Here is a 14909-nt window from a genome sequence, read left to right as displayed (position 1 = left end):
TTTTGAAGCAAGACCCTCTACATATCGGAATCATCGGCGCTGGCCGCATTGGCCGCGTGCATGCCGAGTCCATTGCCTTTCGGCTCCCGCAGGCGCGGGCTGTGGCCATTACAGACGCGAATCGCGCTTCTGCTGAAGAGGTCGCTGCACTCTACGGTATTCCCACCGTGGCAGCCTCCAGCGCTGAGTTGCTCGCCAATCCGGAGATCGACGCCGTCCTCGTCTGCTCCTCGACAGACACGCATGCCCAGCTCATCGTCGACGCTGCGTTGGCGGGCAAGCATATCTTCTGCGAGAAGCCAATCGCTCTTGAGCTGAACGAAATCGACCGGGCCCTCGGCGCAGTTGAGAAGGCCGGTGTAAAGCTGCAGATCGGCTTTAATCGCCGCTTCGATGCGAACTTTGCGCGCGTGCACGCGGCTGTGGCAAATGGAGAGATTGGCACTCCCAGCCTCATGCACATCATCAGCCGCGATCCCGCGCCCCCCCCGATTGAATACGTAAAGGTCTCCGGCGGCATGTTCCGCGATATGACCATCCACGACTTCGACATGGCGCGCTTCCTCATCGGCGACGAAGTGGAGAGCATCTATGCGGCCGGTAGCGTTCGCGTGGATCCCGCCATTGGTGAGGCTGGAGACATCGACACAGCGTTGCTTGTGCTCCACTTCCGCAACGGAGTGATCGGCACCATCGACAATAGCCGCAAGGCTGTTTACGGCTACGACCAGCGCGTTGAGGTGCTCGGCTCCGCGGGTAAGATCTCTGCGGAGAACTGCTATCCGAACCAGGCCGTCGTAAGCTCCGCCACCAACGTGTACCGCGACCTGCCGTTGAACTTCTTCATGGATCGCTACGCCGCGAGCTTCACCAATGAACTTGGCAGCTTCGTGCAGGCCATTCGGGATGATACCCCCACGACCGTGAACGGCCTTGATGGTCGCATGCCGGTCGTCATGGCGATGGCTGCGCGGCTCTCACTCGCAGAGCGTCGCCCCGTAGCGCTGAGAGAGGTCGCGGCAGTCTAGTCGATCCATCGGCGGAAACAAGCGGCAGCGTGGCGTTACATCACGCTGCCGCTTTTCCATCTAGACGTTGATACCCGCTGCGTCGAGGCACTTCTTCATACCTTCCCAGCTGCGGATGGTCGATGACTCTGGCGACTTGCCGTCCTTCCAATGCGTTTCCAGGTTCGTCGCATTCTTATAACCGATCGCCTTGAGCGCTTTGAACTGCGCCGTCCAATCGATATAGCCAACATCCACCGGTGCCCACTGCATCTTGCCGCTGGCATCCTTCTGCGCGTTCTTCACGTGGCAGTGATGGATGCGGTTCTTCGGGATCGCGTCCCAGCCCCCTGGGAATGCGTCCAGCTCGCCTCGCATCACGGCGTTGCCCGGATCCCAGTTCAGCGCAAGATGTTTGGATGGGACGCCGGCAAGTGTGGCTGCGGCCTCGCGCCCCGTCGCGGTGTTGCAGGCATACTCGTTTTCCAACACAAGCGTGATCCCCTGCTGGCCGGACTTCTCCGCAGCCTGCCTCAGCACATCGTTGATCGCCGGACGAAATGGTTTCTGATCATCGAGGCGCCAGAAGTCGAAGCAGCGGACCTTGTCCGTGCCAAACTGCTTGGCAAGTGAGATCGACCGTTCCAGAACCTCGTCCTGCTGCTTGAAGTTCTTTTCATCCGCTCCGTGCAGATCCTCCTTGGACGAATACTGCGAATGCGGCGCACCAGGAAAATTCACCTTGTACAGTGGGCTGCCAATATCCGTCACGGTGAGTTCATACTTCGCGAGGATCTTGCGAGCTTCAGCAATCTCCGCGTCAGTCGAAGTTTGGAGATTCTTGCCCCACATCTCGCGGAGTTCCACAAAGTGCAGGCCGAACTGCTTCGAGATCACGTAGCAGGCATGATCGAAGTCCTGCGAGATCTCGTCGGAGATGACGCCAACGTGAAACGGAGCGGCAGCTGCCCATGCCGATTTTGGCAGGGCCCAAGCTGCAGCAGTCCCCACGATTGATCCCGCAAATTGTCGACGATTCAGATGCATATCTCCCACCCCCGTTTTGACTTTATATACAAGGTAAAGCCCGAGACGCATCGACGTCTCGGGCTCGCCTTTGATCGAATCGATTAGAACGTAAGCTTTACGCCGGCCTGAAGTACACGGGGACCGCCGACGCCGTTGACGTTGCCAACGCCTGAGCCAAGCGTGCTGGTAATCTTGCCAAGGTTGGAGCCGAGCGAACCGCTTGGGTTTGCAAAGGCCGGGGTATTGGTCATATTGAAAGCATCGGCGCGAACCTCAAGCACGGACTCCCGGAACAAGGGAAAGTTCTTGAAGAGCGACAAGCTGTCATAGAAGTAGCCAGGACCACGGAACTGGTTACGCTGCGTGTTGCCCACCGTGCAGGCTACCGGGTTCGTGGAAGAGTAGGCGGTGCAGGTCGCCGGCGCGGCAAAGGCTGTCGGGTCGAACCATGTCGGATAGGATGACGTGACGCCACCGGTGGTCTGGTGCAGCACGTGATATGGCGCAATCTGGTTCACCGTCTGCGTTGTGCCTGGGGTCGCGCTGGATGTGGAGATTGTGAAGGGCAATCCCGACAATCCCGAGAGGATCGCGGAGGTGCGCCACCCGCCCAGCACGTACTGGCTGAACCCAGAGTTGAAGAACCGATGACCGTGTCCCGCAGGCAATTCGTAGGTAACTGTCTGCTCGAAGTTCTTTGTGCGGTCAAAGTCCGCGACCGCGTAGTTGCGACGCATCGGGCCTGCCCAGAACAGCACGTTTCCGTCCTGAGCTCCAGTCTGGTAATTCTGGGCTTTGCCCCACGTAAATGCGGAGCTGAAGGAAAGCCCATGCGTGAAGCGGCGGGTCAGCTGCACCTGAAGCGACTCATAGTTGGTCGAGAAGCCCATGAAGTACTGCGTTACCGCAGCTGATTTGCCGAAGGCGAGGAAGGAGGGGTCATACGCTCCGCTCTGTCCGTAAATCTGAGGCTGGTTGATGTTCTGGGCGACGTCAATCCGCGTTCCGTGATTTGCCACGTAGGCGATTTGCAGCGAGGTAGCCGATCCCAACGCCTGTTGGACCGCAGCATTCCACGACGATACGTACGCGTTCCTGAAGTTCAACGGGATATAAAGCGCTGCGAGGCCGATCGTGCCATTCGCTGCGGTCTCGTAGAGCTGGCCATTCGATCCAAACTGCGCAGTTGAGGTGGCAGGGATGCCGGTCACAAAGTTCACCAGGCCCCCAGTCGGGTTTAGCGCAGCGCCATAGGTCGGGACATTGTTGTAGTAGCTGCTCGTCTTGATCGGATAGTTGTACGCGTAGGAGTTATCGACGAACGGCACATAGCTGATGCCGTAGCCCGCACGCACCACCGTGTTCTCGGTAACGCGATAGGAGGCGCCAACACGCGGAGCGAAGTTACGGTAATCCGTGGCCATACCGAGGTTGGAGGGATTGCCATCCAGCCCGGCGAGAACAAGATTATTGGTCGTGGGGTTGTAGTTTACGAAACCACCCGGCTTACGCGGAGTTGCCGGAGGATAGAGCTCCCAGCGAAGCCCAAAGTCGAGGGTCAACTTCGGGGTCGCCTGCCACTTGTCTGATACGAAGAAGAACAGCCACGTCTGACGATAAGCGGGGAAGGTGCTGTTGGTGTCCTGACCGACCTGATACGGCACGTCGAACAGTACGCTGGCGACGTCGTTTGCCTGCCCGGTCGCAGTTGCGGTCGAACCGGCCGGACCATACTTGGCCGCGTTTGGAGCCGACGTCGAATTCTCGTTGAAGTAGAACTGGCCCGCAGCCGCATTGTTGTTGCCCTGCAGGAGATCGTCACGAACGCGGCGAACGTCCACACCAGCCTTGAGAGTATGGTTGCCGAGAATCTTGGTCCAGTTGTTTGCCAGGTCGATGTTCGACTCGGCGCGGAGCCACGGAAGCGACGCCGAATAGCCGATGAGCGGCGACGTAAAGTTATTGACCGAGAACGCGACCTGACCGCTGGTAGTAGCGGTGTTATTCGTGCCGTTCGGTCCGTTGCCAGGAATTCCTAGAGTCCGCGCATCGTTTGCACCATAGTCGCTTTGGGTCGCAGAGTTGCGGAGGTGCGCCACACCGAGCCGCACTTCGGTCAGCAGCGTCGGCGAGAACGTGTGGTCGTAGTTGCCGCCGGCGCTGTATGCCGTTGCCGTACCGGTCGCTTCAAATCCACTGCTGGCAGGTCCGCCCAGGAAGTTGCCGAACAGAGGCGCCTGGTAGGTATTGATCAGCTGGTGACTGAAGCGCCCGCTGAGATGATCCTTCGGGGAGATGTTGTAGTCCGCCTTGATGTCGTAGCTCCACACGTCCTTGTGGAAGGGTGAGTTCTGCGAGAAGTTGTTTGACGTGGCGGCAGCCAGATACTTCGACGAAGCGAGGTTCATCGCCGGATTGCGTGCGATCGTGTCGAGGTCCTTCAACACGGTCAGCGCCGTCTGGCTGATACCGGAGTTCGTGAGCGGGATCTGGTTGTTCGTAAATGCGGTGCGGCCGGTGCCGCAGGCGCTAGTCGTTGCGCTGCCGGAACAGTCGACCGTGTCGCCGGTATTGGGGTCATACACCTGCCCCGAATACGCGCTCAGGTCGATCGCGTTGTTGACGACGTTGTAGTACGGAATCGTCGCTGTCTGGGTGGACTCTTCGTGGTCGGAGACACGGAGGATGTCGCCGAAGATGAACAGCTTGTTCTTCAGGATCGGACCGCCGAAGGAAGCCCCGGTGTAGTTGTAGACGAGGCGGCCGTTGGGGCCCGTCGCAAAGTAGTTGCGGGCATTGACGCCGTTGTTCTCCATCTGCTGGAAGACGGAGCCGTGGAACTGATTTGTACCGGACTTCAATGTGACGTTGACGACGGTACCGACAGCGCGGCCAAACTCGGCTTCAAAGTTATTCGTCGTAATGTCGACGTTCTGGATGGCAGCGGCCGGCGGCACCAGGATGATGTGGATGCCCGTGCGCTGATCGTCGTCGATGCCTTCGATCTGGTACAGGTTCACATACGACGACTGGCCATTTGCGTTGGTCGACAGATCGTTATTCGCGTTGAAGAACTGCGAGTTGTTGAACACGACCGGGGCCATGCCCGGGACCGTGTTCAGGAGCGACTGGAAGCTGTTACCGCTCGAAAGCGGCAGGTCGGCGATCTGCTTTGCCTCAATGGTGGCGGAGATGTCCGCGCGGTCCGTCTGCAGCTGCGGCGGTGCTTCCGTCACAGTCACCGTTTCGGTCACACTGCCGGTGACCATGCCAACGTCGACGCGTGTCGTCACGTTCGTGTCGACGGTGATGTTCTCACGCGATTCCTTCTTGAAGCCGCTGGCGACGATCGTCACCGTGTACACGCCGGAAGGAAGTGTCGGCTGGGTGAAGTTTCCGCTTTCGTTGGTCACGGTGTTGTAGACCGTGTCCTGACCAACTCGCGTGATGGAGATCTGAGCGTTGGCGAGAGCTGCGCCCGTGGGGTCTGTAACGGTACCGACGATCGTGCCGCTGACGGCCTGCGCCAGAATCTGTACCGGTACAGCGAAGAGAACGATAGCGAGGACGATGCCTGCCAGTTTGCGAAGCACGTGCATGAAGCCTCCGATAAGCGACAACCAATACGCCTGACTTCGTTTGCACCTGCAACAAATCGGTCAGACGGGTCTGGACACACGACATCGTTCCAGACCTTTTGAAATCGGCGAGCACACTAGCAAAGCAAATTTATGGGTGTCAAGGCATTTAGTGGGAAGACCGAATATGTCGCGTCACCGATAACGAAAAGGGCATCGAGCCCCTCCTTCCGGAGTTCACCCGATGCCCTTCTCAGTGCATGATTCTGCAAGCCAGGCCTAGACGTGAGGCGCCCAGCCCTTCTCGTACTCGCGTCCCCAGCCCTTCATCGCTTCGGAGTCATTGAGGATCTTTCCATCGGTAGAGTCGAGGTGGAGTTCACGTCCCACCTCCCACGCGATGTTTGACAGCTGCAGCATGGTGACCGCGACGTAGCCGATGCTCACCGGTGCGTGCAGAGCTTCTCCGGTGCGAATGCCCGCGATGAGATTCGCAAAGTGCAGGTCCGTCATCGAGTCGGCGCCGATGGTGTCCTGCGACGACGTCTTGTCCCTCTTTGCGATGAACTCACTGGTCTTCCTGCCGTTGAGATCGTAGATCTCGTAACCATCGCGATCGACGACGACAGTCCCCTCCGTTCCCATGATGGCCGAGCCACGATCGCGGCCGTAGAACTTCATCCCCTGGCAGCACTTGCACTCCCAGTCGATCATCTTGTCGTCATACGCGAAGCTGGTTACGAGGGTGTCGTAGAACTGCCAGTCGTCTTTGAAGTGATAGCGGCCGCCGTTGGCCGTCACCTTCTTCGGGAAGTCCACCCCAAGCGCCCAGCGGCAGACATCCACCTCGTGCGTGCCATTGTTCAGCGTCTCGCCCGTGCCCCAGGTGCGGAACCAGTGCCAGTTATAGGGCTGCACGTTGTCCTTGTACTCCTGGCGCGGCGCGGGCCCCTGCCAAAGGTCCCAATCGAGCGTCGCCGGGACGGGAGCAGGCTTGCCGTAGCCAATGGACTTGCGAACATTGCTGTACCAGGCCTTGGCATAATACGCGCGGCCGATGGAGCCGCCATGAATCTTCTCAACGATTTCGATGGTATGCGGAGACGAACGTTGCTGCGATCCCTGCTGCACCAGCTTGCCGGTCTTCTTCTGCGCAGCCACCAGCATCGCTCCCTCAGCGGGGTTATGGCTGCAGGGCTTCTCAACGTACACATGCTTGCCTGCCTGCACCCCGGCGATCGCCATCGGTGCGTGCCAGTGATCCGGCGTCGCAATGGTGATCGCGTCTACGTCCTTGCTTGCGAGCACTTTGCGGAAGTCCTTCTCGGTCTTCGGAGCATAGCCGAGGTTCTTCTCCGCAGCCCCGGCATACTTCGCGAGGATGTTGCTCTCCACGTCGCAGACATAGGCCACACGCGAGTTGGCCTGGTTCGCTTTGAGCGAGGACAGGTGCGCGTAGGCTCGACTGTTGAGGCCGATAACCGCGAAGTTCACCCGCTCGTTACTTCCCATAATCTGCGCATAGCTGCGGGCTGAGGTGCCAAGAGCTGCCCCCGCCGTGCCCGCTGCCATCGTCTGCAGAAAACTCCGCCGACTCACCATCACTGCCTCCTTTGTTGCATCTCGCTATTAAATCCCACCAACACATCGCCCGCGCCGGTGGTCTCGCTGGACCCTTGTGGGGGAGATTGGCGTGCTTCGATCCGCGACGGCATTCTACACAGCCCGATGCAGCAAGCGCGAGCGAATCGTCCCAGACGCTGCTAGGATGGCGCGCAGAGCCATGTTGACCTTCCCCGTGTCGCCGCGCCGCATCCTCGTGCTTCTCTTCGCTTCGTTGACCCTTGGATTTGCTGGAAATGCCGTTGCGCAGACATCCGGCGCGATGGAAGTGAGCGCCGGATGGAAGCTCGAAGATGCAGCGAAGGTTACCGCCACCGGAGCTGCGGTGTCACGGGCGGGCTTCGACGCGAGCTCCTGGCACGCCGCGATCGTCCCGGGGACGGTGCTGGCCAACCTCGTCCGCGATGGCGTCTACCCGGACCCGATGTTCGGCGAGAACAACCGGCCCGACGTCATCCCGGAGTCGCTGGCTCGCACTTCCTGGTGGTACCGCACCACTGTCCGCGTACCCGCCAGCTACGCGCATAGGCATGTCTGGCTCAACTTTGACGGCATCAACTACAGCTCGGGCATCTGGGTGAATGGCAAGCAGGTTGGATCGACACTTGGGGCCTTCCGCCGCGGTCACTTCGACGTGACCAATGTAGTCGCCCCAGGCTCAATCGCAACCATTGCGATTCTCGTCGCTCCTGAACCGCATCCCGGCGACCCGATCGAGCACACCATCGCAAACGGAGTCGGCAAGAATGGAGGGATCACGGCAAGCGATGGCCCGACGTTCCTCGCCACCATTGGTTGGGATTGGATTCCAGGGATTCGCGATCGAGACACGGGCATCTGGCAGAAGGTGACGCTCTCCTCATCCGGTCCCGTGGAGGTAGTGGACCCACTCGTCACTACCGACCTTCCCCTGCCCCGGACCGACACCGCCGAAGTTGCGGTGAAGGCTACCCTCCACAACGTCTCGCAAACACCGCAATCCGGCGTGCTGGAAGGCAGCTTCGAGGGCGTGCACTTCACCGTCCCGGTCCAGATCGCCGCGGAGTCCAGCAAGACGGTCTTGCTCACGAGCGCACAGATCGATGCGCTGCACATCGCCAACCCACGGCTGTGGTGGCCGAACGGCTACGGCCCGCAGAATATGTACCACCTCCGGCTGGTCTTTCGCTCGCACGGCGTGGTTTCTGACCAGCTGACAGTCCCCTTCGGTATCCGCAAGATCACCTACAGCGTGCCCGATTCGCCCAACCTGACGATCGCTGTAAACGGTGTGCGCGTCTTCATCCGCGGCGGAAACTGGGGCTTCGACGAAGCACTGAAGCGCGATACGCGCACCCGGCTTGATGCCAAGATCCACATGCATGCGCTGGCGCGCATGAACATGATCCGCAACTGGGTGGGACAAAGCACCAGCGAAGATTTCTACGAGCTATGCGACCAGTACGGCATCCTGTTGTGGGACGAGTTCTTCCAACCCAACCCCAGCGATGGTCCCAACCCCGACGACGTCGACTCATATCTCGCAAACGTGCGGGACAAGATCCTGCGTTATCGCAATCATCCGTCCATCGCACTTTGGTGCGCACGCAACGAAGGTTATCCGCCGCCTGCCATCGACGCCGGAATTCGCAACCTCATGACCGAGCTCGAACCGACGCGCCTCTACCAACCCAGTTCTACGGAAGGCCGCGGAGTGCACTCCAGCGGCCCCTATTACTGGAGAGAGCCCAGGGCCTTCTACGCCTATAACGAAGCCTTCAAGACGGAGACCGGCAGCGTCTCGATCCCTACGCTCGAGTCCGTACACGGCATGATGCCCGAGAAGGACTGGGAGACCATCAACGACGACTGGGCCGAGCATGACCTCGCCCGAGGCGCCCAGCGTGGCAACCTCTACCCCATCGAGCTCGCGAAGCGCTACGGCCCGATCCGCAACCTCGCAGACTTTGTACGCAAGGGACAGCTGGCAAACTACGAAGCCTATCGCGCGATGTACGAAGGCCGCAACGCGAAGATGTTCGCGCCCGAGACCGGCGTCATCACGTGGATGAGCAACCCGGCGCAGCCCAGCTTCGTCTGGCAGCTCTATCACTACGACCTCGAGGCCAACTCATCGCTCTACGCCGTGCAGAAGGCATCCGAGCCGGTACATATCCAGTGGGATGAGGACAACGATCACCTCGCCGTCATCAATAACCTGCCTGCCCTCCTGACTGATGCCAAAGCAACCGCCACGTTCTACACCGCCGGCGGGGAGAAGCTCGACGAGCGCAGCTTCGATGTCGCAGCCAACGGATCTTCCGTGGCGGATCTCGGCGAGCTGAAGTCGCCACCAACCACTTCTCCGGTAGTCGTGCTTCGCCTCCAGCTCATCTCGCACGAAGGAGAGCGACTCTCCGAGAACACCTACTGGAGGGGCGTCAAGAATCCCGACGAGCTGGAAGGGCTGAACTCTATGCCCAAGGCAAGCCTTACCGCAGTTCCGGAGATCCGTAGCGGCAAACTCGGGCTGACACTGTCCAACCCCGGCCCCGGGATCGCCCTGATGGTCCATGTACAGCTGCGCAGGCTGGACGACAACAAGCGCGTGCTGCCGGCCTTCGCCGCGGAGAACTACATCACACTCCTGCCGGGAGAGACTCGCACCATCTCCATCGATGCAGATCCCTCCCTGTTGCACGGAACCAGGCCGCTGTACATGATCGATGGCTGGAACGTGACCGTTCCCCGAACCTCCTTCAGCGCTGGCGAGGTTCGGCCCAATCTCGATGCCGACCCACAGCACACGCCCGAGACCGGACTACCCATGGCAGCGCCTGCAAAGTAGGGATACGCCCCGAACAGCCTCAAGAGAGTATCCTCAAGACAGACCCAGCGCAGCACGCGATGACGGCCGATACCTCGGCCCCGTCGTATGCCGCAGGTCACCCTTTTGCAAGGAGAGCCGGATGTCCGATCGGCCAGATTTCGCCCCTTCGACGCTCGTCATTCACTCCAACCGGAGCTACGAAAAGCAGTCGAACTCGATCCTTTTCCCGATTCACCAGACCGCAACCTACATCCACGAGAGCGTCGGCGTCACCAAGGGCTATGGCTATTCGCGTGGCGCGAACCCTACGGTCAACGCGCTGGAACAGGCCATCGCGGCCATCGAGGGCACCAAGCACGCGCTGTGCTTCCGCTCCGGCATGAGCGCGATCCACACCCTCTGTATGGCCGTGCTCAGCGCCGGCGATCACGTCATCCTCTCCGACGTGATCTACGGTGGCACGATGCGCCTCTTCTACCAGGTGCTTCGCCACTTCGGCATCGAGTATGACTACGCCGACACCTCGAGTGCGGAAGGCGTAGAAGCAGCGCTGAAGCCGAACACGCGGCTCATCTTCCTCGAGACCCCGGCGAACCCGACGCTGAAGATCTCCGACATCAAGGCCATCTGCGAGCTCGCCCAGGCCAAGGGCAACATCCTCGTCGCCGTGGACAACACCTTCCTGACGCCGCTGCTGCAGAACGTGCTCGACCTGGGCGCGGACGTTGCGATGATGTCGACCACCAAGTACATCGATGGCCACAACGCCACCATCGGCGGCTCGCTGGCCACGCACGACGAGACGCTCACCGAGCGCCTGCGACTGGTGCGCAAGACCATCGGCAGCATCCAGACACCGTTCGACTCGTGGCTCGCCCTGCAGGGCATGAAGACCCTGCCGATCCGCCTCGAAGCCCATCAGAAGCACGCTGGCATCGTAGCCAAGTGGCTAGAAGATCATCCACGCGTCGTGAAGGTGAACTACCCCGGCCTCGACTCGTTCCCGCAGAAGAAGCTTGCCGAAAAGCAGCAGCTTGGCTTCGGCGGCATGCTTTCCTTCGAACTCGATGCCAGCACTGAGGACTCGCTGCACTTCATGGATGCCCTGAAGCTTTGCACCTGCGCCGAAAGCCTTGGCAGTGTGGAGACACTCGCCACCAACCCGGCCACGGCCTCGCACTGCGACCTCACGCGCGAGCAGCGGGAAGCTCTCGGTATCAGCGACCGCCTCATCCGCCTCTCTGTCGGTCTCGAAGCGCCGAAGGACCTCATCGCGGACTTTGAACAGGCCTTCGCCGCCACTATCGGGAGCTCGAAGTGAAGTCGAACTCCATGGGCTTCGGCACCCATCTGGTTCACTACGATGTTGCGCCGGATGATCCCAACCAGCCCAACGTCACGCCAATCTACCAGACAGCTACGTTCGAGCAGGACCACGTTGATGTCGGGGGCCGCTTCGAGTACTCGCGCAGCGGCAACCCCACGCGCAAGGTGCTTGAGGATCACATCGCCGCGCTTGAGAGCGGCACCCATGGCTTCGCCTTCGCCAGCGGCATGGCGGCCATCACCTGCGTCTGCCGGCTGCTCAGTGCAGGAGATGAGATCCTCGCCGATTGGGACCTCTACGGTGGGGCGGCACGTCTCTTCGGACGCGTCCTGGATCGCGCCGGTGTGCGTCTCAACATCTCCGATGCGCTTGACCTTGACCGCTTTCGCGCAGCGATCACACCCGCAACGAAGCTCGTCTATATCGAGTCGCCGACCAATCCCCTGCTGCGCGTGCTCGACCTGCGTGCCGTCGCCCAACTCGCCCATGAGCGCGGCCTCCTCGTTGCGGTTGATTCGAGCGCGATGACGCCCTACCTGCAGCGGCCGCTCGAGCTTGGCGTGGACATCGTCATTCACTCGGCGACCAAGTACCTCAGCGGCCACAGCGATGTGACCGCCGGCATTGTGGTCGTCAAGGATGCGGAGCTCGCCAAGCGCATCTACTTCCTGCAGAACGCCGAAGGCAATGCGCTCGCGCCCTTCGAGTGCTTCCTCCTGCTCCGCGGCCTCAAGACGCTGAAGCTGCGCATGGACGCACAGCAGAAGAATGCGATCGCCGTCGCAGAATACCTGCGAACTCAACCTGCGGTGGCAAGCGTCGGCTATCCAGGCTTCGGCGCTCTCGTCACGGCAAGGCTTGGCAGCTTCGAGCGTGCCAAGCAATTTGCCGAAGCGCTCAAGCTGTTCAAGATCGCCGTAAGCTTCGGCAGCGTGACCTCTGGCATCAGCCTTCCTGCAACGATGTCGCATGCGAGCGTCCCTCCCGAGCAGATGAAGACGCGAGAGATTCCGCGCGATCTCCTGCGAATCTCCGTCGGCATCGAGGACATTGATGACCTCCTCGCGGACCTGGCCGAACAACTCGCCCTGCTCGGATAAGACCGTGAGCCGCAGGCCCTCTCTTCCCATCGACGCGCTGCTCGATGAGATCGTCGTCGCGATCGCACGTTCTCCGAACGTCGTGCTTGAGGCCGCTCCCGGTGCTGGCAAGACGACCCGTGTCCCTCCCGCACTGCTTCCTCATGTCGATGGCGAGATCCTTGTGCTCGAACCGCGCCGCATCGCCGCGCGCCTCGCCGCCCGCCGCGTCGCGTATGAACTCCACGAAGAGCCCGGCGAAACCGTCGGCTACCAGGTGCGCTTCGAGAACGTAAGCGGCCCACGCACGCGGCTGCGCTTCCTTACCGAGGGTGTGCTAACGCGTCGGCTGCTCACCGATCGCGAGCTTCGCGGCGTCTCGCTCGTCATCCTCGACGAATTCCACGAGCGGCATCTCGACACCGACCTCGCCTTGGCACTGTTGCGGCGCCTGCAACAAACAACCCGCCCTGATCTGAAGCTGCTCGTCATGTCCGCGACGCTGGACACAGCACCGATTGCACACTTTCTCGGCGATGCTCCCGTGCTGCGTTCGGAAGGCCGCATCTTCCCACTTGCCATCGAGCATCTCCCGTACTCACCCGCGCCACTCGAACAACAGATCGCCAGCGCCGTCGATCAGGCCGCAAGAACATCGACCGGGCACACCCTCGTCTTCCTCCCCGGAGCCGCAGAGATTCGACGTGCAAACACCACGTGCGACCCCATCGCGCGCCGCTTCGACCTCGAACTTCTGCCACTGCACGGAGACCTCACGCCTGTCGAGCAGGATCGCGCCGTCGCGCCAAGTACGAAGCGCAAGGTCATCCTCGCAACCAACGTGGCCGAGTCCTCCATCACCATCGACGGCGTCACCACGGTCATCGACTCAGGGCTGGCCCGGATCGCCACCGTGTCTCCATGGACAGGACTGCCCACGTTGGAAGTAGCGCGCATCAGCCAGGCCTCTGCAAGACAACGCGCGGGCCGCGCCGGTCGCACAGGCCCCGGCGTCGTGCTGCGCCTCTATCCCGAAGAAGACCTTCGCCAACGCGCCGCACACGACCTGCCTGAGATCCTGCGAGCGGATCTCTCGCAGCTCGCCCTCGCGCTGCGCGTGCTTGGCATCGCCCACATGCAGCAGCTTGAATGGCTCGATCATCCACCGCAAGTCGCGATGGAGGCAGCCGCGGCGTTGCTGGATCGTATGGGAGCGACCGGCCAGCAAGCCGCAGAGATCGCACGCTATCCGCTTCCCCCACGACTCGCCCGGGTCCTTGTCGAAGGCCAGCATCGCAAGGTACCGCACAATGCTTGTGTTGCGGTCGCGCTGTTGAGCACACGCTCTGAGTCATCGGACCTGCTCCGATCCGTGGATCATCCGCCTTCGGAGCCGCGATTTCAGCAGCAGCTCGCACAACTCCTCCGCGTCAGCAAGGCTCCGCGTGTGGCAGAGCATGATGACGACGCTCTGCTGCAGTCACTCCTGGCAGGGTTCCCGGATCGTGTCGCGCGCATGCGTAGCGGCAAGCAACTGCTGCTCGCCAACGGCACATCCGCAGAGCTATCGAGCGAACCTCCGCAGTACGAGTTTCTCCTCGCGTTGGATGCTGAGGACCGCAAGGACAAACCCCTTCCGCTGGTGCGGATCTTCAGCCGCGTCGAACCCGAGTGGCTGCTTGATCTTTTCCCCGATGCCTTGCGCGAAACGAAGGAACTCGCCTGGCACCGCACCGGAGAGCGCGTCGAAGAAGTGAGCGCCTTGTGGTACGACCAGCTCGTTCTTTCGGAATCGCGAGGAGTTCCGACCGACCGCGAAGCCGCGGCCACTCTGCTTGCCGACAAGGCCCTTGAAGCTGGTATCGCACGTTTCGCAGACGCCGAAGCGGTGGATCAGCTCATGGCGCGGATAGAATTTGCAGGACTTGCAGCCGCCAGCCTCGAAACCGTGCTGCGAGAGCTCTGTGACGACCTCCGCAGCTTTGCGGAGCTCAGAAACCTCACAGCATCAAGCCTTCTGCCATTGCTGGAACAGCGCGCTGGAAACAGGCTGAACGAGCTCGCGCCTGCAGCACTTCGGCTTCAGGGTGGGAAGCAAGCGAAGGTCCATTATGAGCGCGGAAAGCCCCCATGGATCTCATCGCGGCTGCAGGACTTCTTCGGCATGGCCGAGACCCCGCGTATCGGTCCGGACCACGTCCCCGTGGTTCTGCATCTGCTCGCTCCCAACATGCGCGCGGTGCAGACCACCAGCGACCTCGCAGGCTTCTGGGAGAGACTGTACCCCGCCGTGCGCCGGGAGCTGATGCGCCGCTATCCGAGGCACAAGTGGCCGGAAGATCCGCGCTAGGCGACGGCAGATACCCGCGAAGGTGTCACCTGGTCCCTGGTGCGGATAGAATGGCGCGTAGCTTCGCGTGGCCAGAAGGATAGGCCTGATAGCGCTATCATCTTTCT

The 14909-nt window shown here is 61.1% G+C and carries 8 protein-coding genes; 5 read left to right on the top strand and 3 right to left on the bottom strand.

Translation table 11 applies throughout. The features are described 5' to 3' along the window. Positions 1–2 precede the first annotated feature (2 nt). On the top strand, positions 3–1028 hold the full coding sequence (gene iolG / locus C4S68_RS02840; RefSeq protein WP_103931484.1) for an inositol 2-dehydrogenase: 1026 nt from the start codon (positions 3–5) through the stop codon (positions 1026–1028). A 60-nt stretch (positions 1029–1088) separates the two neighbouring features. Here iolG and C4S68_RS02835 read toward each other — a convergent pair whose 3' ends face one another. The 3 genes from C4S68_RS02835 to C4S68_RS02825 form a co-directional block, all read right to left on the bottom strand. Next, positions 1089–2018 carry a sugar phosphate isomerase/epimerase family protein gene (locus C4S68_RS02835; RefSeq protein WP_235011302.1) on the bottom strand — a complete coding sequence of 310 codons (930 nt, stop codon included), beginning with the start codon at positions 2016–2018 and terminating at the stop codon, positions 1089–1091. 119 nt (positions 2019–2137) lie between these two features. Further along, positions 2138–5635, bottom strand: coding sequence for an outer membrane beta-barrel protein (locus C4S68_RS02830; RefSeq protein WP_103932145.1), 3498 nt, complete (start codon positions 5633–5635; stop codon positions 2138–2140). 258 nt (positions 5636–5893) lie between these two features. Further along, a complete protein-coding gene (locus tag C4S68_RS02825) occupies positions 5894–7216 on the bottom strand; it encodes a Gfo/Idh/MocA family protein (RefSeq protein ID WP_103931482.1) in 1323 nt (440 codons plus the stop codon). 181 nt (positions 7217–7397) lie between these two features. Here C4S68_RS02825 and C4S68_RS02820 point away from each other — a divergent pair, with 181 nt between their 5' ends. The 4 genes from C4S68_RS02820 to hrpB all read left to right on the top strand — a co-directional run bounded on the left by C4S68_RS02820 (position 7398) and on the right by hrpB (position 14802). After that, positions 7398–10064: a glycoside hydrolase family 2 protein gene (locus C4S68_RS02820; protein WP_235011301.1), complete on the top strand. Its 2667-nt coding sequence runs from the start codon at positions 7398–7400 to the stop codon at positions 10062–10064. Positions 10065–10185: 121 nt separating this feature from the next. Then, entirely contained in the window at positions 10186–11367 is a 1182-nt protein-coding gene (locus C4S68_RS02815; protein WP_103931481.1) for a trans-sulfuration enzyme family protein, read from the top strand. Beyond that, on the top strand, positions 11364–12473 hold the full coding sequence (locus tag C4S68_RS02810) for a trans-sulfuration enzyme family protein (RefSeq protein ID WP_235011300.1): 1110 nt from the start codon (positions 11364–11366) through the stop codon (positions 12471–12473). Before C4S68_RS02815 ends, C4S68_RS02810 begins: the two co-directional genes overlap by 4 nt. After that, complete coding sequence (gene hrpB, locus C4S68_RS02805; protein WP_103931480.1) at positions 12427–14802, top strand: ATP-dependent helicase HrpB; 2376 nt, start codon at positions 12427–12429, stop codon at positions 14800–14802. The genes C4S68_RS02810 and hrpB overlap by 47 nt, the downstream gene beginning before the upstream one ends. The last annotated feature ends 107 nt before the right edge of the window (positions 14803–14909 follow it).

Source organism: Bryocella elongata, assembly GCF_900108185.1.
Lineage (GTDB): Bacteria > Acidobacteriota > Terriglobia > Terriglobales > Acidobacteriaceae > Granulicella > Granulicella elongata.
The sequence above is the reverse complement of the archived record's forward strand: the minus strand, read 5'-3'. Positions and strand labels throughout refer to the sequence as shown.